We start from the raw sequence: 20,459 nt of genomic DNA, 5'->3' as shown, positions 1-20,459 counted from the left end.
CCCACCGGGCCTTGCGGCCTTTGAATGGTCAAGCGCTTAGCGGGCGATGAGTGCGTCGAGCGTATCGACCAGCGCGCTCTGCTCGAGGGTTTGCTGCTCGCGCTCTTCGCGCAGGAACTTGAGTGTGACCGTTTGATTGGCCACTTCGTCTTCGCCCAGCAACAGCGCCACGCGGGCGGCACTTTTATCGGCCTTTTTCATGCGGCTTTTGAAACTGCCGCCGCCGCAGTGAAGTTGCAGGCCAAGGCTCGGCAGTTCATTGCGTAGCCGTTCGGCAAGCGTCAGCGCGGCGGTGGTGGCGCTATCGTCCATCGCCAGCAGGTAGACATCGCACCCGCCCAGAGCTTCTGCGGGGACCAAATCGAGGGTTTCCAGCAGCAAAATCAGCCGCTCGATGCCCATGGCAAACCCCACCGCCGGGGTGGGCTTGCCGCCCAACTGCTCGACCAGGCCATCGTAGCGCCCGCCGGCACACACGGTGCCCTGGCTCCCCAGCGCCGTGGTGGTCCACTCGAATACCGTGCGCGAGTAGTAGTCCAGCCCGCGCACCAGGCGCGGGTTGACCACGTACTTGATACCCGCGGCTTCCAATAGTGCCGTCAACTGCTCGAAGTGCTCGAGCGACGCTTGGTCCAGGTGATCCATCAGCTGCGGCGCGCCGTCGAGCATGTCCGCCATGGCCGGGTTCTTGGAATCCAGAATACGCAGCGGGTTGCTTTCCAGGCGCCGTTTGGAGTCCTCGTCGAGAACGTCCTGGTGCTCGTTGAAGTAGGCGACGAGCTTGTCACGGTAGGCCGCCCGGGCGTCGAGCGAGCCCAGCGAGTTGAGCTCGAGGGTCACGTGCTCGCTTAGGCCCAGTTCCTGCCAAAGACGCGCCGAGAGTAAAATCACCTCGGCGTCGATATCCGGGCCTTCGAAGCCGTAGGCTTCCACGCCGACCTGGTGGAACTGGCGGTAGCGGCCCTTTTGCGGGCGCTCGTGGCGAAACATCGGGCCCTGGTACCAAAGCCTTTGGGTCTGGTTGTAGAGCAGGCCGTGCTCCATGGCGGCGCGCACGCAGCTGGCGGTGCCTTCCGGGCGCAGCGTCAGGCTGTCGCCGTTTCGGTCCTCGAAGGTGTACATCTCTTTTTCGACGATGTCGGTCACTTCACCGATCGAACGGGCGAACAGCGCGGTTTGCTCGACGATCGGCATGCGGATTTCATCAAAAGCGTAGCGCTGCATCAGGTTGCGCACCTTCGCCTCAAAAAATTGCCAGCGAGGGCTCTCGCTGGGCAATAGATCGTTCATACCACGAATGGCTTGAATCTTTTTAGCACCGGACTTGCTCAATGAAGACTCCTTATAAGCACGGGCAGCCTCTTGCGGGGCTGCCCGTCTTTTACGGCGTTACACGCTACGCGTGATGACGTCGTCTTGTTGCTGCTGTTTGAGGCGAACTTTTTCGCGGATCATCGCTTCCAGGTCGTCGACCAGGTGGTCGTTGCGTAGTTTGCTGGCCGGTTTACCGTCGATATAGACCAGGTTGGCCGGTGAGCCGCCGGTCAGACCGATATCGGTCTCCTTGGCCTCGCCGGGGCCGTTGACCACGCAGCCGATTACCGAAACATTGAGCGGCGTCATCACGTCTTCCAGGCGCTCTTCGAGCTGGTTCATGGTGTCGATGACGTCGAAGTTCTGGCGCGAGCAGCTGGGGCAGGCGATGAAGTTGATCCCCTTGGCGCGCAGCTTCAAGCTCTTGAGCATGTCGAAACCGACCTTGATCTCCTCGACCGGGTCGGCGGCCAGCGACACGCGAATGGTATCGCCGATGCCATCCATCAACAGCATGCCAAGGCCGATCGACGATTTCACCGTGCCCGAGCGCAGTCCGCCGGCTTCGGTAATGCCCAAGTGCAGGGGCTGTTCGATGCGGCTGGCCAGGTCCCGGTAGGCCGCGACCGCCATGAACACGTCCGAGGCCTTGACGCTGACCTTGAAATCGTGGAAATCGAGCCGGTCGAGGTAGTCGATGTGGCGCATGGCGGATTCCACCAGCGCTTCCGGGGTCGGCTCGCCGTACTTCTTCTGCAGGTCTTTCTCGAGCGAGCCCGCGTTGACGCCGATACGAATCGGAATGCCGTTATCCCGGGCGGCGTTGACCACCGCCTTGACGCGATCTTCCCGGCCGATGTTGCCGGGGTTGATGCGCAGGCAGTCCACCCCCAGCTCGGCGACGCGCAGGGCGATCTTGTAGTCGAAGTGGATATCCGCCACCAGCGGCACGTCAACGCGTTGCTTGATGCGGCCAAAGGCTTCGGCGGCGTCCATGTCCGGTACTGATACGCGCACGATATCGGCGCCGGCTTTTTCCAGCTGCTGGATCTGGCCGACGGTGGCGTCCACGTCCAGGGTGTCGGTATTGGTCATGCTCTGCACCGCAATCGGTGCATCGCCGCCTACCGGCACCTTGCCAACGTGGATCTGGCGGGACACTCGGCGTTTGATTGGAGAAGGGGCGTGCATAAGACGGATCACTCTCCTAGAGTAAATCGGGCAACGTTATTGGCACCGGCGCGCTGGCCAAGATCGACACTCTCGCCCAGGTAGATCAGTTCCACGCCGGTGGCGTTACCGATGGTGAGTCGAAAAGGCGGTTCGCCTTCAACTGTAGCCGTGGTGCCCGGTGTTTGCAGGCCCACGAAAACGCGCTGATTGGTGGCATCGAAAATTTCGGTCCAGGACTGCTCGTTAAAGGTCAGTGCCATCGTCCTGGCGTCTGTCTGAGCCTGCTCTTCGCCGCCTTCCGCTTGCGTAGCGGCAATCGTCTGGGCCGATTCGATCGCGGTCTCGGACGGCTGCACCGGCTCGGGCTCGCTGACCGACGCTTGCTCGGCGCTTGCTTCGTCTGCGCCGTTCTGGGCATCGCTTGGCTCGGGGGAGGAGACCGGCGTGTCAGGAAGATCCGCGGCCGCATCGTTTTCCGGCGTGGCGAACTGGCTCTCTTCTTCGGACGAGGGCGTGGCACCCATGCTCGGCGGTTCGCTGCCGCCACGGCTTTGCCACCACATCACCGTCACGCCGATCAGCCCGGCAATCACTAATAGCGTCACCAGCTTAAAGAGCCAAGCGCCGGCCCGCGACGGGGGCCGCGAGGTCGTCACTGGCGTTACCTTGCGCTCGGCGTCGGCAGTGCCAAAGCGCGCCTGATACGCTTCCAGCACGACCCGCTCATCCATCCCCAGGTATTTGGCGTAGGAACGCAGGTAGCCGCGCCGGTAGGTGACCACGGGGATCTCATCGTAGTGGTCGCGCTCGAGCCCTTCGACCACGGCGGGGCGCAGATTCAGCGCCAGGGCGGCGTCGGTGAGCGGTACGCCAAGCTGTTCACGCTGACTGCTGAGCAGCTCGCCGGGAGAGGCGGTCGAAGCGGTCGAGGTCGTTATATTCTCGTTTAAATGTGTGTCGCTCATGGCTGAGCATCCTTCAATAATTAGGTGATCAGGGCGCTGGGCCGTCCAGTGACCGACGCTGATAATCCGCGGCGGCTTGTTCATCGCCGCGGGCGCGGGCAATCGTGGCGGCCAGTGTTAGCGCCTGTGGGTCGGGGCCGGCCAACTGCAGGTAACTTTGCAGTGGTGCCCAGGCGCGGTCGTAATTGCCCTGAGAAGCTTCCAATTCGGCTAACATTAAATACCCGCGCGGACTTCGCGGGTCGATACTTTGGGCACGCGCGAACCGCTCGCGGGCGCGGTTGACATCGTTCAACGCCACGTAGCACTGCCCTAAATTGGTAAAAAGCTGGGCGCGGTTGGCGTACTGAGCGTCCTGGGACGCGAGCTCCAACTGCTCGCAGGCCTCGTTGAAACGGGCCTGCTGGTATAAAAACGCTGCGTAGTTGTTACGCGCGCGGGTAAAAGAGGGCGCCGCCTCGACGGCCTTTAGGAAATAGCGCTGGGCCAACGCGTTCTCGCCCTGTTGCTGATAGACCAGCGCCATGCCTTGAAGTGCCTCGGCATTTTGCGGGTCGGCTTCGAGGGCGCGGTCGAGGGCGTTAAGCGCGCGGGGAAGATTACCGCGCTCGAGGTAGGCAATGCCGAGTTCGCTGTAGGCGCTGGCAGCGTCCTGACCGGTGCGCTGCGAGGAAGGCGTGCTGGTCGTCGCGCACCCGGCGAGCATCAGGCTACCCAGCAGCACGGGCAGTATCGATACTCTAAAGGGGGTCGCGCGCCTACCGTCAATCATGTACGCCCTCGTGGGTGAATGTTAAACCGCTACCTGCTCGACGCCGGTCCGTCTCAGGTGACGGGCTTTATCAAACGTCGATGTTAACCAAACGCCGATGTTTATCAGACCATTATGCCAGGTCGAAACAGGGTCCATCAAAGCGCTGTGCCGGATGGAAGTCAAGGCGCGTTAGTCGGCGTCGAGCTGTACCGACTGAATATGGCGCGCACTACGCTTGGTGCGGTCCTTCACACGCCCCACGAGCTGCCCGCAGGCGGCGTCGATATCGTCGCCACGCGTCATGCGTACGGTGGCGTTGTAACCCAGGTCGTAAAGCCACTGCTGAAAGCGCATGACCTGATTGCGCGAGGGCTTCTCGTACCCTGAGTTGGGAAACGGGTTGAACGGAATCAAATTGATCTTGCAGGCAAGTTCCTTGAGCAGATCGGCGAGCTGCTCGGCGTGCTCCTGCTGGTCGTTCACATCCTTGATCAGGGTGTATTCGATCGTCACCTGCCGGTTTTCCGGGCACTTGGCCAGGTAGCGGTGGCAGGCATCCAAAAGCGCGCGGATGTTGTACTTGCGGTTGATCGGCACTAGCTCGTTTCTGAGCTCGTCATTGGCGGCGTGCAGCGAGATCGCCAGGCTCACGTCGATCTCGTCGCCGAGCTTGTCGAGCATGGGGACTACGCCGGAGGTGGAAAGCGTCACCCGGCGCTTGGAGAGGCCGTAACCGCTGTCGTCGAGCATCAGCTTCATGGCTGGCACGACGTTGTCGAAATTCAGAAGCGGCTCCCCCATACCCATCATGACCACGTTGGTCACCGGGCGGTTGGCCGTGTCGCGGCGCGGGCCGACGCTGCGTTGCGCGACCCACACCTGGCCGATGATCTCGGCGGCGGTCAGGTTGCGCTGAAAGCCCTGCTTACCCGTGGAGCAGAAACTGCAGTCCAACGAGCACCCCACCTGGGAGGAGACGCAGAGCGTACGGCGCTTGCCGTTTTCCGCCGGGATCAGCACCGTTTCCACGTAGCTGCCATCTTCCACCTCGAGCACCCACTTGCGAGTGCCATCCGTCGAGGTGCCTTCGTACACCACCGCCGGCCCACGAACTTCCGCCACCTGGGCGAGCTTCTCGCGCAGCGCTTTGGAAAGGTTGGTCATCGCGGCAAAATCGTCGACGCCCTCCTGGTGAATCCACTTCATCATCTGGGCGGCGCGGAATTTTTTCTCGCTAATCGATAGAAAGAAGGCTTCCATCTGCGCGCGGGAAAGCCCCAGCAGATTTTGCAGCGCCGGTGCAGCGGATGCATCAGAGGAGGACTTGGAGGCGACGGTCGCATCCGGCGTATGTTGGGCTACGGTGGTGGTCATGGCTCAGCGCTTGGAAAGGGCGGGGGCGAACCCCCGCAAAAATGGCCAGCAACGCGTGTGAAACGCCAGCGCGGGATTAGCGCGGGCAGATTTCGTCGTTGCCGAAGAAGTAAGAGATTTCGCGCTCGGCGCTTTCAGCGGAGTCGGAACCGTGAACGGCGTTGGCGTCGATGGTTTCAGCGAAGTCGGCGCGGATAGTGCCCGCTTCGGCTTCTTTCGGGTTGGTCGCACCCATCAGGTCGCGGTTTTTGGCAACGGCGCCTTCGCCTTCCAGTACCTGAACGACGACCGGGCCAGAAGTCATGAAGCCGACCAGATCTTTAAAGAAGGGGCGCTCTTTGTGCTCGGCGTAGAAACCGCCCGCTTTCTCTTCGGAAAGATGGAGCATCTTGGCGGCAACGACGCGCAGACCGGCGCTTTCAAAACGCGCGATGATGTCGCCAATCGCGTTTTTTGCAACGGCATCGGGCTTGATGATGGAAAGAGTGCGTTCGGTCGCCATGGTGTAGCTCCTTAGAGGGTATATAACAGAAAGTGCCGCTTCATCATGAAGCGGCGCAAAAATCTCGTGGCAGACGCCAAGCGCCAAGCCAAGTGGGCGCGATTATAGCGCCTCCCAGCGGGGATGAATACCGGTTCGGCTAAACGGTGAAACTCTCGCCGCAGCCGCACTCATCCTTGACGTTGGGGTTGTTGAAGCGAAAGTAGCGGTTGAGGCCTTCGCTGACGTAATCGACTTCGCTGCCGTCGAGCATTTCCAGTGCCTGCGGGTCGACATAGACGCTGGCGCCATGCTCTTCAAAGCGTACTTCGTCGTCTTTCGCTTCGTCGGCGAAGTCCAGCACGTAGCTATAGCCCGAGCAGCCGCTTGGTTTGACGGCGACGCGAAGCCCCAGGCCCTGACCGCGCTCATCGAGCACGTGACGGATCTGTTTAGCGGCGTCCTGGGTAATCGTTAGTGTTGCCATTGGCATGCTCCTTGAACGTTTCGGCCTTAGCGCGGCGGTGTGCGTAAACCGCTCACCGCATGGTGGATCAGGCCAAGCGCATGATCGATCTCGTGTTCGGTCGTAAAGCGCCCAAAACTAAAGCGCAGCGATGAGTGGGCGAGCTCTCGCGGGATACCGGTGCCCAGTAATACATAAGAGGGTTCGACGCTTGCAGAGTTACAGGCCGAGCCGGTGGATATCGCCAGATCGCGCAGCGCCATCAAAAGCGGCTCGCCGTCCACGCCTTCGAACGCCACGTTGACGATGTTGGGCACGGCGTGCTCGCTTGCCGCGTTGACGTGCACGCCGCCCAGCCCTTCAAGGCCTTTCAAAAACCGTGCGTTCAGGCGCGCGATGTTGACCTGGTCGGCCTCGCCGACCTCGCGCATCAATGCAAACGCCTCGCCCATACCGGCAATCTGATGGGTGGGCAGCGTGCCCGAGCGCATACCGCGCTCGTGGCCACCGCCGTGGATAAGCGCTTCGACACGAATATCCGGATGGCGTTTCACGTAAAGCGCGCCTATTCCTTTCGGCCCATACGTTTTATGCGCGGAAAGCGACATCAGGTCGACTTCCTGGGCGGCGGCGTCGAGCGTAATACGCCCCACCGCCTGGGCGGCATCGGTGTGAAACGCCGCGCCGAATTCGTGGGCCGTTTTGGCGAGTGCGGCAATGTCGTTGACCGCGCCCAGTTCGTTGTTCACCGCCATTAGCGAGACCAGGATGGTGTCGTCGCGAAGCGCCGCCTTGAGCTGTTCTGGCGTGGTGCGGCCATCGCTTCCCGGCGTGATCCAGGTGACCTCGAAGCCCTCGAGCTCCAGGGCCTTGGCGGTATCGATCACCGCCTTGTGTTCGATGGTCGAGGTCACCAGGTGCATGCCACGCTCGCGATTGGCGCGCATGAAACCGGTCAGCGCCAGGTTGTCGGCTTCCGTTGCGCCGCTGGTCCAGACGATTTCCCTGGGGTCTGCGCCAATCGTATCCGCTACCTGGCGGCGCGCCTGCTCGACGGCCTGCTCGGCCTGCCAGCCCAGCATATGGCTGCGCGAGGCCGGGTTGGCGAAGAGCTGATCCACCGTCAAGTAGCGCTGCATGACAGCGGCCACGCGTTCATCCACCGGTGTGGTGGCGGCGTAGTCCAGATAAACGGGAAGCGGGGGGGCGGAAGTCGTCGTCATGGGTTCCAGCGGCGTTTTAAATCATTGGGAAGAGGCGAGGATGCTCGCATCGACGCGGTGGCGCTGACGAGTCGCCGTTTGCAAGACGTCCGGGCGCTTGGCGAGCTGGCCCAGTGTGACGTCATCAAGAAACTGGCGAATCTGACCGGAGAGCTCGCACCATAAGTAGTGGGTCAGGCAGATATCGCCCTGCTGGCAATCCGACATACCCTGACAGCGCGTGGCATCGACGCTTTCGTTCACCGCGTCGATCACCTGAGCGACGCTGATGTCGTCGAGTTCGCGGACCAGCAGATAGCCGCCGCCGGGGCCGCGCACGCTTTTGACCAGCCCCGCCCGGCGCAGCCGTGCAAACAGCTGCTCCAGGTACGAAAGCGAAATCTCCTGACGCTTTGAAATATCGTTCAGACACGTGGGGCCTTGCTCGGCGTGAAGCGCCAAATCGAGCATCGCCGTCACGGCGTAACGGCCTTTGGTGGTCAAACGCATAGGAAATCCCGGTGCCAACCTTGGGCGCACTGACAAAAATAGAGGACCATTATGGGAAATCCCGAGTACTTTGGTCAACTATTATGGTCAGTGACTTTCCGGGCGCCTGCCGGGCGGGGGTGTCAGGCTAGCGCTGGGTATCGTCCGTCTTGGATGCGGGGGGCGGCGTCGTGGGTCCGGGCTCAAGGCCTTCGCAGCCGGTTTCGTGTTCGTCCAGCACGCCGGCAAAATCCTCGTCGTTGAGCTCGGGCAGGCGGCCTTCGCGGTAGCTGGCGTCGAGCTTGCCAAGGGTTGCGCACATGCGCTCCATGCGTCCGTCGACGGCGTGCATGTGATCGAGTATCGCCTGTATGGAGCGCGCCACCGGGTCGGGCATGTCCTGGCTCACGCCGTAGGCGTCGAAGCCGAATTTCTGGCACATGGCCTCGCGCCGGGCCGGGTCGACCTCGGGTGCGGCTTCCACGTCCGGGTCCGGGCGCTGAACGACCTTGCCGGGAATCCCCACAACGGTCGCCCCGGCGGGTACTTCCTTGGTGACCACCGCATTGGAGCCCACCTTCGCCCCGGCGCCTACGGTGAACGGCCCCAAAATCTTTGCCCCGGCACCGACGATGACGCCGTCGCCTAGCGTCGGGTGGCGTTTGCCTTTATTCCAGCTGGTGCCGCCCAGGGTCACACCCTGGTAGAGGGTTACGTTGTCGCCGACCAGCGCGGTTTCACCGATCACCACGCCCATGCCGTGGTCGATGAAAAAGCGACGCCCGATGGTCGCCCCCGGGTGGATCTCGATGCCGGTCAGAGCGCGGGCGAAGGTCGAAATCGTGCGCGCCAGCCACTTGAGGTTTTTCTTCCAGAGCCAGTGAGCGCCGCGGTGAAGCAGCAGCGCGTGAAGGCCCGGGTAGTTGGTGAGTACCTCGAGGAAGTTGCGCGCCGCGGGGTCGCGGTCGAACACGCTATTAATATCTTCACGCAAACGTTCAAACATGGGGGGTCCTTCGTTCAGGCAACAGCGCATTTTCGTTAGGCCAGGGCGCCGGGCGCACGACAGAGTCGCGCCCCGGGCCGCGGCCTTTGAGTTCGTGGCGTCAGTTTAGCGCGGCTTTTCGCCCGCCGCTTTTTCCGTGGCGGTGAGCACGCCGCGCAGAATGTTCATCTCGAATTTTTCGACCCGCGCGCGCAGGTAAAGCCGCCTTAACCTGGCCATGAGCTGACGGGGCTTTTCCGGGTCGTGAAAATCGATGGTGATCAGCGTGCGTTCCAGGTGCTCGAAGTAGCGCTCGAGCTCTTCATGGGTGGCAAGCGTATCGTCGCTTTCGACTGGCGAAGCCTCTTGGCCCGCAAGCCAGGCCACGCGGCATTCGTAGCTAATCACCTGCACGGCCGCGGCCAAATTCAGCGAGCTGAAGTCCGCGTTGGTGGGGATATGCACGTGGGCGTGGCAGCGCTGAAGCTCTGAGTTGGTCAGGCCGCTGTCCTCGCGGCCGAATACCAGCGCTACCTGGGCGTTATCCGCCCGGCACTCGGTGGAAAGCGTATCGCCCAGCTCGCGCGGCGAGAGCATCGGCCAGGGGAGGGTGCGCGAACGGGCGCTGGCGCCGACGGCCAACGTGCAGTCCGCGACCGCCTCTTCGAGGCTGCCCACCACCTGGGCGCTGTGCAGCAGATGGTCCGCCCCCGAGGCGCGGGAGATACTGTCCTGGGTGATGACCTCGCAGCGCGGTGCGACCAGACGGAGGTCCGCGAGTCCCATATTGTGCATGGCGCGGGCAACGGCGCCGATATTGCCGGGATGACTGGTGCCGATAAGAACGATGCGGATGCGCTCAAGCATGAAAAGGCTCGGTAGTGACGTTAAGCGCGCAGTTTATCATGAGTCGATAGCAAGCCCGAGGGGGCTCTGTTAGAATTGCGCGCCAAAGGCACGTTCACCCTTTCTGTGCCGCCGTTCTTTAACATCACTGTGCAAGGTTTGATCATGAATCCGATGGTCCAGTTTACGCTGCGCGCTGCGCGTAGCGCCGTTGAACAATTTTTACGCGTTCGCGAGCGTATCGAAAACGCTCATGAGGAGTCCAACCTCGAGCGGCTTTTAGAAGACACCGCGCGCAAGGCGGAAGCCACCGTGGTGCACCAGCTCCAGCGCGGCTACCCGCAGCACGGCGTAAGCGGCCGCTATACCCCGCACAAGGCGGGCGAAGGCGACGGCGCCGACATCGTCTGGAACATCGAACCGCTTCACGGCTACTCCAATTTGTCCGTGGCGGGTAAAGGCTTTGCACTTTCCGTGGTGTGTCTTAAAAAAGGCCGCCCGGAACACGCAGTGGTGATTTCCCCCTTCGGCGACGACGAGTACATCGCCAGCCGCGGCAGCGGCGCCCAGCACAACGACAAGCGTATGCGCGTCAGCAAATCGACCGCGCTTCCCGGTACCCGCATGGCGATGAGCCTGCCGCCTTCCTGGCTACGCGATACCCATCTTCCCGCTTATTTGAGCGTGGCCCAGCACGTAGCCCCGCAAACCGACACGCTGATTGCCACCGGTAGCGGCCTGCTGGATATCTGCGAGCTTGCCTGCGGGCGTGTGGATAGCCTCTTCGTGCTCGGTCTCGAAGAGCAGGATCTGCACGTGGGCTCGTTGCTGCTAAAAGAAGCCGGTGCCTTGACCGGTACGCTGCAAGGCCAGCCCTCGATCAAGCCCGAAGGCCAGCTGATGGCCGCCGGCCCGCGCCTCTACAAGGCGTTGATCAAGCAGCTGGCGCCGCACGTTTGATGTTTGTGAGTGGTGAATCGTAAGTTGTGAATCGTGAATCGTGAATCGTGAATCGTGAATCGTGAGTGGTAAGTGGTAAATAGTGAGTGGTAAGTAGTGAATCGTAAAAAGCCCCTGTCGGTTTCCCGGCAGGGGCTTTTTTTGGTCGAGCCCTGGGGTCGAAAAGCGCCGTTACGGCAGCTCTTCTTCCTCTTCGTCGATCACTTTCTTCGTCGGGATCAAATCTTCCCGCGAGAGTTTCAGCGGCAGCAGCAGCGCCCCGGAAATGTAGATCGAGGAGAACGTACCCACCACGATGCCGATGAGCAGCGCCACGGCGAAGTTCTGGATCATGTCGCCGCCCAGAATCAGCAGCGCCAGTAGTACCAGCACCGTGGTACCGGAGGTGGCGAGCGTGCGTGACAGCGTGGCGTTGATCGCTTCATTGAAGATCTGCGGCATATCGTCGATCTGCGAGGTGCGAATCGATTCGCGGATACGATCGTAAACCACGATGGTGTCGTTGAGCGAGTAGCCGATGACCGCCAGAATCGCCGCCAGCACGGTCAGGTTGAAGTCGAGCTGGAACAGCGCGAATACGCCGACCACGATGATGACGTCGTGCACCAGGGCCAGCAGCGCACCAATAGCGAACTTGTACTGAAAGCGCAGGGCGACGTAGAGCATGACCACGCCAAGCGCTACCATCAGGCCCATCCCGCTTTGATCGCGCAACTGATCGCCCACCTGGGCGCCGACGAACTCGGCGCGAATCAGGTTAACGCTGTCGCCGCTTTCGCGTAAAAGGCCGACCACTTCGGTACCGACGTCCGGGTCGAACGCCTGCTGTAGGCGAATCAACACCTCGGTGGAGGCACCGAAGGTTTGTACCGAGACGTCCTGGAAGCCGTTGCTTTCCAGTAGCTGGCGCACGGCATCCAACGACGGCGCTGCGCCGTAGCGCACTTCGATCAGCGTGCCGCCGGTGAAATCCAGCCCCAGGTTCAGGTTGAAAACGGCGATGGCGATGATCGACACGACCAGCATGATGGCGGAGGCGATAAACGCCAACTTCCGCCGACCCATGAAGTCGATTTGCAGGTGTGATAGGGGTTTCATGACCACCTCTTGAAGTCGGGGCGAAGCGCAAGGATCCGGAACATGGTGATTAGATCCATAGCTTTTTGACGGGTTTGCTGCCGTAGGTCAGGTTGACCATGGCGCGCGTCACCATCAGCGCGGTGAACATCGACGTCAAAATGCCGATTGAGAGCGTTACGGCAAAGCCTTTCACCGGACCGGTGCCGATCGAGAACAAAATCACCGCCACCAATAGCGTGGTGATGTTGGCATCGACGATCGAGGTAAAGGCGCGCTCGTAGCCGGCGTGAATCGCCTGGGGAATCGACAGCCCGTTTCTAAGCTCTTCGCGGATGCGCTCGAAGATCAGCACGTTGGCGTCCACCGCCATCCCCAGGGTCAGTACGATACCCGCAATGCCGGGAAGCGTAAGCGTGGCGCCCAGCATCGACATCACCGCGACCAGCATGGTCAGGTTCAAGCCCAGTGCCACGGTCGCGAACACGCCGAACACCTTGTAGCGGGCCAGCATGAACAGCACCACCAACAGCAGGCCGATCTGTACCGATAGCAGGCCGCGCTCGATGTTCTCGGCGCCCAGGCTTGGCCCGATGGTACGCTCTTGCGCAAAGTAGATAGGCGCGGCCAGCGAGCCGGAGCGCAGCAGCAGCGCAAGCTCGGCGGCTTCGGTGGGGGAGTCCAGGCCGGTGATGCGGAAGCTGTTACCCAGCGCGCTCTGGATAGTCGCCAGACTGATCAGGCCGCGCTCCACGTAGGGCTCGCGCTCGATGGTCTCTTCGCCGGTGTCCGGGTCGGTGACCACGGTGTCTTCGCTTTTGTGCTCGATGAACAGCACCGCCATGTTGCGCCCGATATTGGTGCGCGTGGCGCGGTTCATGAGCGTACCGCCGGTGCCGTCCAGGTTGATGTTGACCTGGGGGCGGCCGTTTTCATCGAAGCTGTTGCTCGCGCTCGAAACGCTGTCGCCGGTGATGATCACATCGCGCATCAGCTCCGCCGAGCGCCCCGGTTGGTTACGAAACACGTGGGTTTCGGTTTCCATGTCCGGGGTGTCGTTGCGCGCTTCCAGGCGGAATTCCAGGTTCGCCGTCGCGCCCACGATGCGCTTGGCGGCCACGGTATCCTGAATGCCGGGCAGTTCGACCACGATCTGACTCGGCCCCTGGCGCTGCACCATGGGCTCCGCCACACCCAGCTCGTCCACCCGGTTGCGCAGGGTGGTCAGGTTCTGGTTGACCGCGTAGTCCTGGATCTCGCTGACGGTTTGATCGCTCATCGACATTACCAGTGTCGATGAGCGGCCGCTGCCTTCACTTGCGTAATCGAAGTCGGGGAATTCGCGGCTGATCAGGCGTCTTGCGGCGTCCCGGTCATCCGAGCTTGCAAAGTCCAGCGAGAGCGACTGGCCGTCGATTTCGGTATTGCGGTAGCGGATACGCTCATCGCGCAGAAGCTCGCGCATGGCGCTGGCGTTGACTTCCAGGCGCTGGGTAATGGCCGCGTCCATGTCCACTTCCAGCAAAAAGTGCACGCCGCCACGCAAATCCAGACCCAGGGTCATGGGCGAGGCGGAAAACGCCTGCAGCCAGCCGGGGGTCGCGTCGGCCAGGTTCAGCGCCACGGTCGCGTCGGGCCCGAGTACCTCAGACGCTACATCCCGAGCGTTGAGCTGGTCGTCGTCGCTTTGCAGGCGAATCAGCCACTGGCCGGTTTGCAGTTCGGTGCCGGTCACGTCGATGTCGTTATCGGCCAGCGCCTGCTGGACGCGCGAAATCTCGCGTTCGTCGAGGGTGTCGCCCTGGGCGCTGCTTACCTGAATGGCGGGGTCGGCGGGAAATAAATTGGGAAGCGAGTAGATAAGGCCAACGATCAAGACGACCAGTATCAGTAGATACTTCCACAGGGGGTAACGGTTGAGCATGTAAGCCCTGCCTTCAATGACATACGGAATTGCCGTACGCGGTCGAACCACGTACGGCAACGTTTACCATCATCGACCATGTCACCCGTGCCGGGGTGGCTGGCACGTTCGGCAGGGTGGGGCAATGATTAGATGGACTTGATAGTACCTTTGGGCAGCACCGCGGCCACGGCGTTTTTCTGCACGTTCACTTCGGTGCCTTCGGACACTTCCAGGGTGAGAAACTCATCCGACACCTTGGTCACACGGCCCACCAGGCCGCCGCCGATGACGACTTCATCGCCCTTGTCCAGGCTGGTCACCAGCTGCTTGTGCTGCTTGGCACGCTTGGCCTGCGGGCGCCACAGCAGGAAGTAGAAAATCAGTACGAAACCGACCAACATGACGATTTGGGCGATCCCGCCGCCGCCGCCGACGGCTCCTTCGGCATGCGCCGGGGAGATAAAGAAATCCAGCATCGAGCGAACTCCTGGGTTAGACGTTAATGGGTGAAGCGGTTAAACCACGCGCCAAAGCGCGTGGCGATCAATTCGCAAGCGGTGGCACGGGCAGGCCGCGCTGGGCATAAAACCCTTCCACAAAGGCGGTCAATGTACCCGCTTCGATTGCCGCGCGCAAATCCGCCATGACGCGCTGATAGAACCGTAGGTTGTGGATCGTATTGAGCATCGAGCCCAGCATTTCGTTGCAACGATCCAGGTGGTGCAGGTAGGCGCGCGAGAAGTTTTTACACGTATAGCAGTCGCACTCGTCATCGAGTGGGCGCGTGTCGTGGCGGTGCGTGGCGTTGCGAATCTTGACCGTCCCCGTGGAGACGAAAAGATGGCCGTTACGCGCGTTGCGGGTCGGCATCACGCAGTCGAACATGTCCACACCGCGGCGCACGCCTTCCACCAAATCCTCGGGCTTGCCCACACCCATCAAGTAGCGGGGGGTGTCGTCCGGCATCCAGGTGGGCAGATAGTCCAGCACCTTGATCATCTCTTCCTTGGGCTCGCCGACGGAAAGTCCGCCGATCGCCAGGCCATCGAAGCCGATCTCCAAAAGGCCCTTCAACGAGCGCTCGCGAAGATCGGGGTGCATACCGCCCTGGATGATACCAAAAAGCGCCGAAGGCGAATCGCCGTGAGCATCGCGGGAGCGCTGGGCCCAGCGAAGCGAGAGCTCCATGGACTTCTCGGCTTCGTCAAAGGTGGCCGGGTAGGGCGTGCACTCGTCGAAAATCATCACCACGTCCGAGCCCAGCGAGCGCTGCACGGCCATCGACTCTTCCGGGCCCATGAAGACCTTGCTGCCATCCACCGGCGAGCGAAAGTGCACGCCCTGCTCGGTGATCTTGCGGGTCTCGCCCAGCGAAAAGACCTGGAAGCCGCCGGAGTCGGTGAGAATCGGCTTATCCCACTGGGCGAAATCGTGCAGGTCGCCGTGGCCTTCGATCACTTCCGTGCCCGGGCGCAGCCATAAATGGAAGGTGTTGCCCAGGATGATCTCCGCGCCGATCTCCTTGACCGCTTCCGGCGTCATGCCTTTCACGGTGCCGTAGGTGCCGACCGGCATGAACGCCGGGGTTTCGACCGTGCCGCGGGGAAAGTGCAGGCGCCCGCGCCGAGCGCGGCCGTCTTCCGCCAGGCGCTCGAAGCGCATAAAGCATTCATTTCGCATTGTCGTACTCGTCAATAATCGTCGGTGAAGCGCTAATAAAAGAAGGCGTGCTCAACGGGTCAGCAGCATGGCGTCGCCGTAGCTGAAAAAGGCGTAGCGCTCGTCCACCGCTGCCTGGTAGGCGTGCATGGTATGCGCGTACCCCACAAACGCGGAGACCAGCATCAAAAGCGTCGATTCCGGCAGGTGGAAGTTGGTGATCAACGCATCCACGCAGCGCCACTCGTAACCCGGGTAGATGAAGATATCGGTTTCGCCGCTATAAGGGGCGATCTCGCCATCGGCGCTTTTCTGGCAGGCGCTTTCCAGACAGCGAACGCTGGTGGTGCCCACGGCGATGACCCGGTTGCCCGCTGCGCGGGTGTCGCGCACTTTCTGGCAGGTCGCCTCGGACACCTCGATCCACTCGCTGTGCATGTGGTGCTCGAGGATGTTGTCCACCCGCACAGGCTGAAAGGTGCCCGCGCCCACGTGCAGCGTGACGAAGGCGCTGTCCACGCCTTTTTCGGCCAGCGCGTCCAGCAGCGGCTGATCGAAATGCAGCCCCGCCGTCGGGGCGGCGACCGCGCCTTCGCGGCGGGCGTACACGGTCTGGTAGCGCTCGCGATCACTTAGCTCGTCTTCCCGCGTGATATAGGGCGGCAGCGGCATATGGCCGTGGCGTTCCAGAAGCGCGATCATCGGCGTCTCGCCCAAAAAGCGCAGCTCGAACAGCGCATCATGGCGGGCTTCCACCACGGCGCGAATGTCGCCTTCAAAGATCAGCTCGGTGCCAGGCTTGGGCGACTTGCTCGAGCGCAGGTGGGCAAGCCCCCGGTGGCTATCCAGCGGGCGCTCTAAAAGCATTTCCACCTTGCCGCCGCTGGCCTTGTGGCCGTGCAGGCGGGCAGGGATCACGCGGGTGTCGTTGAAGACCAGTAGATCGCCCGGCGCCAAAAGCTCGGTCAGCTCCGTGAACTGGCGATGCGCAAGCGCGCCGTTTTCGGCATCGACGCACAACAAACGGCAGTCGCTACGCTGCTCGGAGGGGTAGCGAGCAATCAGCTCATCGGGTAGCTCGAAGTGGAAGTCCGCGCGCTGCATGGGCAAGCTCTTTTCAGTGATCAAACAGGCGCCATAGGATAGCGCTTTCGCATCATAAAGTCAGTCGATGTGATTGACCTGGCGGCGATTCTCCGTATAATGCCCAGCCATTGCCGGTGTGGCGGAATTGGTAGACGCAGCGGATTCAAAATCCGCCGCTGTAAAAGGCGTGCCAGTTCGAGTCTGGCCACCGGTACCATCTTTTGAGGGCCTGACGTTTTTCGTCAGGCCCTTTTTTATGCCCTGCTGTTTTCTGCGCTACTACTCTACGCCCTACTACTTTTATGTCCTGCTAAATAGCCTTTCAGGCGCAAGCCCTTTGCGCCGTGCCCGCGCATTGCCCTGGGCGCGTTTCTCGACACGCCCGCCACTGCTTCATGTACTATCCCAAAGCATCTTTAATCACGGTTGGGAGAAAAGACATGAGCGTAACCTATCACGACAGCAACGCCCGCATGAGCCAGGTGGCGATCCACAACGGCACCGTTTATTTGGCAGGCCAAGTGCCGGGCGATGCCAGCGCCGACATGAAAGGCCAGACAGAGCAGGTGCTGTCGCGCATCGACGAGCTGCTCGAAAAAGCGGGCTCCTCGAAAGTGCACCTGATCTCCGCCCAGGTGTGGGTCACCGACATGGCCGAGTTCGACCAGATGAACGCCGCCTGGGAAGCCTGGATCGGCGCCAACACGCCGCCGGTGCGCGCCGCGACCGAGGCCAAACTCGCCAGGCCGGAGTGGAAGGTCGAGATCATGGTGATCGCGGCGCTGCCGGACGCTTGATAGCACCCCGGCGTTAGCCCGTATGAGGCAGCGTTTAAAAAGCCCCGGCTAAGGCCGGGGCTTTTGCATTCCCCCCCGTGCCACGTCGTGCAGGCCAGGAAATGAAAGGCAAAGGAAAGGCAAAGGGTAACTGACGGCTATGAATAGTTAAGTTAAGCTAACGTCTAAGCCTTTCGGCTTAGACCAATAATGACTCATCTAATTATTCAATATGCTTGGCAGGGGAGTAGTCAGGAATGAAGTATTTTCAAGACGCAGTACGAAGCTTCGCGGACGCATCAAAAAACCACACGGCGCAGGCACAGGTGAGCGCCACGCAAGCGACGGCCATGGAGGGGGTGGAGTTCGTCAATGGCAGCGAGTACGTCTCCGACTACAACCTGACGCAGCAGTTTGGCGGCCGCGGCTACGATGAAACGTATGCCTATTCCGGCGATGACATGATCGACTCTCTACTGGGCGGTTCGGCGTGGGGCGTTGGGTCAGGTAATGGCGTGACGCTGACCTACAGTTTTCCCAATGTGCGAACCAGTACCTGGCAGGCCAACTACGGCAGTGGCGAACCCAACCAGTTGGTGGGGCTGGATGCCGCTCAGCAACAGGCCGTACGCCAGGCGCTGCAGACCTGGGCGGATGTCGCCAATATCAATTTCGTCGAAGTGGCAGACAACGCTCAGACCCAGGGCGACCTGCGCTTTGGCTTCTCCGGCGCGGTGACCGATAACGCCGCCGCCTGGGCTTATTACCCCTCCATTGCTCAATACCGTAACGACTGGCAGGGCAACCTGGTGGACTATAGCGTCAGCGAGGTGGGCGGCGATGTGTGGATCAACACCGCGAGTCAGAACAGCGATTTTGCAGAAGGCTCCTACGACTTCCATACGCTGGTGCATGAGATCGGCCACGCCCTGGGGCTGAAGCACTCCTTCGAGCAGTCGGGCTCGGGCGTGGTCGTTCCCGGCTCGGAAGACACCTACCAACTGAGCGTGATGTCCTATAGCCCCTACCGCGACATGGGCTATATCTTCGAAGAGAGTGGCAACGGTAGCTACACGTACAACTACGTGAATCCGGAAGGCCCGATGCTCTACGACGCGGCGGCCATCCAGTACCTCTATGGCGCCAATACCGACTACAACGCGGGCGACGATGTCTACGTCTTCTCCGCTGACGAGCCGGTGTTCGAAAATATCTGGGATGGTGGCGGCTTCGATACGTTCGACCTGAGTAACCAGCAGGTAGGCGCCAGGGTCGATCTGCGCGAAGGCCAGTTTAGCGATATCGGTATCAAATACGTGGGCCTCGATCGCGTCGAGCAAGCCGAAAAGAACGTCTCCATTGCGATGGGTACCGTCATCGAAGCCGTCGTGGGCACCGACTTCGACGACGAAATCATCGGCAACGACGCCGATAACTGGTTCTTCGGCGGCGCCGGTAACGATACCCTGATCGGCAACGGCGGCGTCAACACCGCCGCCTTTAGCCAGGCGGTCGACCAGTACCAGATTGCCCAGACGGGTAACGGCCAGTGGCAGGTAGCGGGGGCCGATGAAGGCACCAATATCCTGATCGGCATTCAGCAGGTACAGTTCGGTGAAGACCTTTATAGCCTGGCCTAAGCCGCTGGCTTAAGCGCCATTCGCCGCGCTGCCAAAAGGCCCATCGCTTAGTCGATGGGCCTTTTTTGTACGAGGCAAACAAAGGCCCTGGCCGACACTATCAGGCACCGCTTTTGACTGCCTGCTCGAGCGGCGCCAGCCGCCCGGGCACCAGCGCATCCGCCACCGCGGTAATGCGGATCACGTTATTAAGCTTTGGATGGGCCAGGCGCGCGACCAGCACACCTTCTTCCAATAGCTGCTGGTGAACGGTGGCGGCCAACTCGGCGTTTGGCAGGCGAATGCCGACAAAGTTGGTGGCACTCGGGAGTACATCCGCCCCCAGGGCGCGAAAGTGCTCGGCCAGTTGCTCGCGGCGCGCTTTGACATCCGCTACGTGCGCGTGCACCTCATCGAGGTTGTCCAGCACGACCTCGGCGGCGGCCATCGCGACCGACGACACCGCGTAGTGAATACGCACTTTCATCATCATCGAAAGCACCTCGGGCTCGGCAATCGCGTAGCCGATACGAAGCCCAGCCATACCGTGCGCCTTGGAGAGCGTGCGCAGGCGAATCACCCCCGGCAGGGCGCGGGCGGCAAAGTCGCTGCCCGCATCGTCGCGGAAATCGCCGTAGGCTTCATCCAGCAACAGCCAGCAGGTAGCCGGTAGCGCTTCGCGGAGTTTGAGAATCGCCTCGTCGTCGTGCAGGTGGCCGCCGGGGTTATCCGGGTTGGCCAAGTAGACCAGTTGTGCGTTTTCCTTGTGCGCCGCGGCCGCCAGCGCTTTTAGATCCGGCGCCAACACGCCCCGTGCTTCCCGGTAGCTTGGCTCCACCAGGCGACAGCCTTGGCCTTTGGCGAAGTAACCAAAGGTTGGGTAGGTGCCCGCTGTCGCAATCACCGTTTCCCCTGCCTCGCAGGTGGTGCGCAGGGCCAGCGCAATCAGGCTATCCGCCCCGGCGTCTACCAGCAGGTGCTCCAGCGGCGTACCCAGTTGCGCGCTCAAGCGGGTACGCACGCCCATGGCTTCGGCATCGCCGTAGCGGTAGGCGTGCTCGGTCATGGCATCACCAAAGTGCGCGCGCAACGCCCGATGCGGCATATCCAGCCCTTCGTTGGAGCCCAGCTGATGAGGAATGGCCCGCGCAAGACGGCGCTCCAGGGCCTTGATACCGGGGAAGGGATTGACCGGGCCTTCGCCGGTCAGGTGCTCGGGGTAGCGGGGCATGATGATTTCCTGCTGTTCAAATGACACGTGCTTTGGCCAAGCGCGATGGAAAGCGGCCAGAAAGTTGGGGCTTAGTATCCAGCAGTTAAACGCTTA

20 protein-coding genes and 1 tRNA gene are annotated in these 20,459 nt (G+C 61.6%); 4 read left to right on the top strand and 17 right to left on the bottom strand.

All coding sequences use genetic code 11. The features are described 5' to 3' along the window. Positions 1-36 precede the first annotated feature (36 nt). The 11 genes from hisS to trmJ all read right to left on the bottom strand — a co-directional run bounded on the left by hisS (position 37) and on the right by trmJ (position 10,070). Positions 37-1,332 carry a histidine--tRNA ligase gene (gene hisS / locus ACWHVV_RS14345; RefSeq protein ID WP_447926835.1) on the bottom strand — a complete coding sequence of 432 codons (1,296 nt, stop codon included), beginning with the start codon at positions 1,330-1,332 and terminating at the stop codon, positions 37-39. A gap of 57 nt (positions 1,333-1,389) precedes the next feature. Then, positions 1,390-2,505, bottom strand: coding sequence for a flavodoxin-dependent (E)-4-hydroxy-3-methylbut-2-enyl-diphosphate synthase (gene ispG, locus ACWHVV_RS14340; protein WP_447926834.1), 1,116 nt, complete (start codon positions 2,503-2,505; stop codon positions 1,390-1,392). 8 nt (positions 2,506-2,513) lie between these two features. After that, a complete protein-coding gene (locus tag ACWHVV_RS14335) occupies positions 2,514-3,452 on the bottom strand; it encodes a RodZ domain-containing protein (protein WP_447926833.1) in 939 nt (312 codons plus the stop codon). A gap of 28 nt (positions 3,453-3,480) precedes the next feature. After that, positions 3,481-4,224, bottom strand: coding sequence for a type IV pilus biogenesis/stability protein PilW (gene pilW, locus ACWHVV_RS14330; RefSeq protein ID WP_447926832.1), 744 nt, complete (start codon positions 4,222-4,224; stop codon positions 3,481-3,483). A 171-nt stretch (positions 4,225-4,395) separates the two neighbouring features. Beyond that, positions 4,396-5,580, bottom strand: a complete 1,185-nt coding sequence (gene rlmN / locus ACWHVV_RS14325) for a 23S rRNA (adenine(2503)-C(2))-methyltransferase RlmN (RefSeq protein ID WP_447926831.1) — start codon at positions 5,578-5,580, stop codon at positions 4,396-4,398. Between the two features lie 76 nt (positions 5,581-5,656). After that, positions 5,657-6,082: a nucleoside-diphosphate kinase gene (gene ndk / locus ACWHVV_RS14320; protein ID WP_447529722.1), complete on the bottom strand. Its 426-nt coding sequence runs from the start codon at positions 6,080-6,082 to the stop codon at positions 5,657-5,659. Positions 6,083-6,221: 139 nt separating this feature from the next. Then, complete coding sequence (locus ACWHVV_RS14315; RefSeq protein WP_447529721.1) at positions 6,222-6,548, bottom strand: HesB/IscA family protein; 327 nt, start codon at positions 6,546-6,548, stop codon at positions 6,222-6,224. A gap of 26 nt (positions 6,549-6,574) precedes the next feature. Then, positions 6,575-7,750: an aminotransferase class V-fold PLP-dependent enzyme gene (locus tag ACWHVV_RS14310; RefSeq protein ID WP_447926830.1), complete on the bottom strand. Its 1,176-nt coding sequence runs from the start codon at positions 7,748-7,750 to the stop codon at positions 6,575-6,577. A gap of 21 nt (positions 7,751-7,771) precedes the next feature. Beyond that, positions 7,772-8,239, bottom strand: coding sequence for a Fe-S cluster assembly transcriptional regulator IscR (gene iscR / locus ACWHVV_RS14305; RefSeq protein ID WP_447529719.1), 468 nt, complete (start codon positions 8,237-8,239; stop codon positions 7,772-7,774). 127 nt (positions 8,240-8,366) lie between these two features. Next, complete coding sequence (gene cysE, locus ACWHVV_RS14300) at positions 8,367-9,254, bottom strand: serine O-acetyltransferase (protein WP_447926829.1); 888 nt, start codon at positions 9,252-9,254, stop codon at positions 8,367-8,369. Between the two features lie 75 nt (positions 9,255-9,329). Further along, the gene (trmJ, locus tag ACWHVV_RS14295) at positions 9,330-10,070 is read right to left on the bottom strand and encodes a tRNA (cytosine(32)/uridine(32)-2'-O)-methyltransferase TrmJ (RefSeq protein ID WP_447926828.1); all 741 of its coding nucleotides are present in this window, start codon (positions 10,068-10,070) and stop codon (positions 9,330-9,332) included. A 144-nt stretch (positions 10,071-10,214) separates the two neighbouring features. Here trmJ and ACWHVV_RS14290 point away from each other — a divergent pair, with 144 nt between their 5' ends. Continuing rightward, positions 10,215-11,009: an inositol monophosphatase family protein gene (locus tag ACWHVV_RS14290; RefSeq protein WP_447894124.1), complete on the top strand. Its 795-nt coding sequence runs from the start codon at positions 10,215-10,217 to the stop codon at positions 11,007-11,009. A 171-nt stretch (positions 11,010-11,180) separates the two neighbouring features. On the opposite strand, the gene secF is transcribed toward ACWHVV_RS14290, so the two are convergent. The 5 genes from secF to queA all read right to left on the bottom strand — a co-directional run bounded on the left by secF (position 11,181) and on the right by queA (position 16,755). After that, positions 11,181-12,107, bottom strand: coding sequence for a protein translocase subunit SecF (gene secF / locus ACWHVV_RS14285; RefSeq protein WP_447926827.1), 927 nt, complete (start codon positions 12,105-12,107; stop codon positions 11,181-11,183). A gap of 49 nt (positions 12,108-12,156) precedes the next feature. Then, on the bottom strand, positions 12,157-14,010 hold the full coding sequence (gene secD / locus ACWHVV_RS14280) for a protein translocase subunit SecD (RefSeq protein WP_447926826.1): 1,854 nt from the start codon (positions 14,008-14,010) through the stop codon (positions 12,157-12,159). A 128-nt stretch (positions 14,011-14,138) separates the two neighbouring features. Beyond that, positions 14,139-14,468: a preprotein translocase subunit YajC gene (gene yajC, locus ACWHVV_RS14275; RefSeq protein WP_447529712.1), complete on the bottom strand. Its 330-nt coding sequence runs from the start codon at positions 14,466-14,468 to the stop codon at positions 14,139-14,141. Between the two features lie 67 nt (positions 14,469-14,535). Continuing rightward, positions 14,536-15,654 (bottom strand): tRNA guanosine(34) transglycosylase Tgt, encoded by a 1,119-nt coding sequence (gene tgt / locus ACWHVV_RS14270; protein ID WP_447529711.1) that lies wholly within the window; start codon positions 15,652-15,654, stop codon positions 14,536-14,538. Between the two features lie 69 nt (positions 15,655-15,723). Continuing rightward, positions 15,724-16,755 (bottom strand): tRNA preQ1(34) S-adenosylmethionine ribosyltransferase-isomerase QueA, encoded by a 1,032-nt coding sequence (gene queA, locus ACWHVV_RS14265; protein WP_447926825.1) that lies wholly within the window; start codon positions 16,753-16,755, stop codon positions 15,724-15,726. 112 nt (positions 16,756-16,867) lie between these two features. Here queA and ACWHVV_RS14260 point away from each other — a divergent pair. The 3 genes from ACWHVV_RS14260 to ACWHVV_RS14250 all read left to right on the top strand — a co-directional run bounded on the left by ACWHVV_RS14260 (position 16,868) and on the right by ACWHVV_RS14250 (position 19,153). Beyond that, positions 16,868-16,954: transfer RNA gene (locus ACWHVV_RS14260), tRNA-Leu, on the top strand. Positions 16,955-17,177: 223 nt separating this feature from the next. Beyond that, positions 17,178-17,534, top strand: coding sequence for a RidA family protein (locus tag ACWHVV_RS14255; protein ID WP_447926824.1), 357 nt, complete (start codon positions 17,178-17,180; stop codon positions 17,532-17,534). 305 nt (positions 17,535-17,839) lie between these two features. After that, on the top strand, positions 17,840-19,153 hold the full coding sequence (locus ACWHVV_RS14250) for a M10 family metallopeptidase (protein WP_447926823.1): 1,314 nt from the start codon (positions 17,840-17,842) through the stop codon (positions 19,151-19,153). Between the two features lie 100 nt (positions 19,154-19,253). Here ACWHVV_RS14250 and ACWHVV_RS14245 read toward each other — a convergent pair whose 3' ends face one another. Beyond that, a complete protein-coding gene (locus tag ACWHVV_RS14245) occupies positions 19,254-20,363 on the bottom strand; it encodes a pyridoxal phosphate-dependent aminotransferase (RefSeq protein WP_447926822.1) in 1,110 nt (369 codons plus the stop codon). Positions 20,364-20,459: the final 96 nt, after the last annotated feature.

The organism is Vreelandella sp. EE27 (genome assembly GCF_968206495.1).
This window is presented reverse-complemented; position numbering and strand designations above follow the sequence as displayed.

Coding starts and splice junctions, on each gene's coding strand:
- ispG (WP_447926834.1), bottom strand. CDS start 2,505: ATGCACGCCCCTTCTCCAATCAAACGCCGAGTGTCCCGCCAGATCCAC.
- ACWHVV_RS14335 (WP_447926833.1), bottom strand. CDS start 3,452: ATGAGCGACACACATTTAAACGAGAATATAACGACCTCGACCGCTTCG.
- pilW (WP_447926832.1), bottom strand. CDS start 4,224: ATGATTGACGGTAGGCGCGCGACCCCCTTTAGAGTATCGATACTGCCC.
- rlmN (WP_447926831.1), bottom strand. CDS start 5,580: ATGACCACCACCGTAGCCCAACATACGCCGGATGCGACCGTCGCCTCC.
- ndk (WP_447529722.1), bottom strand. CDS start 6,082: ATGGCGACCGAACGCACTCTTTCCATCATCAAGCCCGATGCCGTTGCA.
- ACWHVV_RS14315 (WP_447529721.1), bottom strand. CDS start 6,548: ATGGCAACACTAACGATTACCCAGGACGCCGCTAAACAGATCCGTCAC.
- ACWHVV_RS14310 (WP_447926830.1), bottom strand. CDS start 7,750: ATGACGACGACTTCCGCCCCCCCGCTTCCCGTTTATCTGGACTACGCC.
- iscR (WP_447529719.1), bottom strand. CDS start 8,239: ATGCGTTTGACCACCAAAGGCCGTTACGCCGTGACGGCGATGCTCGAT.
- cysE (WP_447926829.1), bottom strand. CDS start 9,254: ATGCGCTGTTGCCTGAACGAAGGACCCCCCATGTTTGAACGTTTGCGT.
- trmJ (WP_447926828.1), bottom strand. CDS start 10,070: ATGCTTGAGCGCATCCGCATCGTTCTTATCGGCACCAGTCATCCCGGC.
- ACWHVV_RS14290 (WP_447894124.1), top strand. CDS start 10,215: ATGAATCCGATGGTCCAGTTTACGCTGCGCGCTGCGCGTAGCGCCGTT.
- secF (WP_447926827.1), bottom strand. CDS start 12,107: ATGAAACCCCTATCACACCTGCAAATCGACTTCATGGGTCGGCGGAAG.
- secD (WP_447926826.1), bottom strand. CDS start 14,010: ATGCTCAACCGTTACCCCCTGTGGAAGTATCTACTGATACTGGTCGTC.
- yajC (WP_447529712.1), bottom strand. CDS start 14,468: ATGCTGGATTTCTTTATCTCCCCGGCGCATGCCGAAGGAGCCGTCGGC.
- tgt (WP_447529711.1), bottom strand. CDS start 15,654: ATGCGCTTCGAGCGCCTGGCGGAAGACGGCCGCGCTCGGCGCGGGCGC.
- queA (WP_447926825.1), bottom strand. CDS start 16,755: ATGCAGCGCGCGGACTTCCACTTCGAGCTACCCGATGAGCTGATTGCT.
- ACWHVV_RS14255 (WP_447926824.1), top strand. CDS start 17,178: ATGAGCGTAACCTATCACGACAGCAACGCCCGCATGAGCCAGGTGGCG.
- ACWHVV_RS14245 (WP_447926822.1), bottom strand. CDS start 20,363: ATGCCCCGCTACCCCGAGCACCTGACCGGCGAAGGCCCGGTCAATCCC.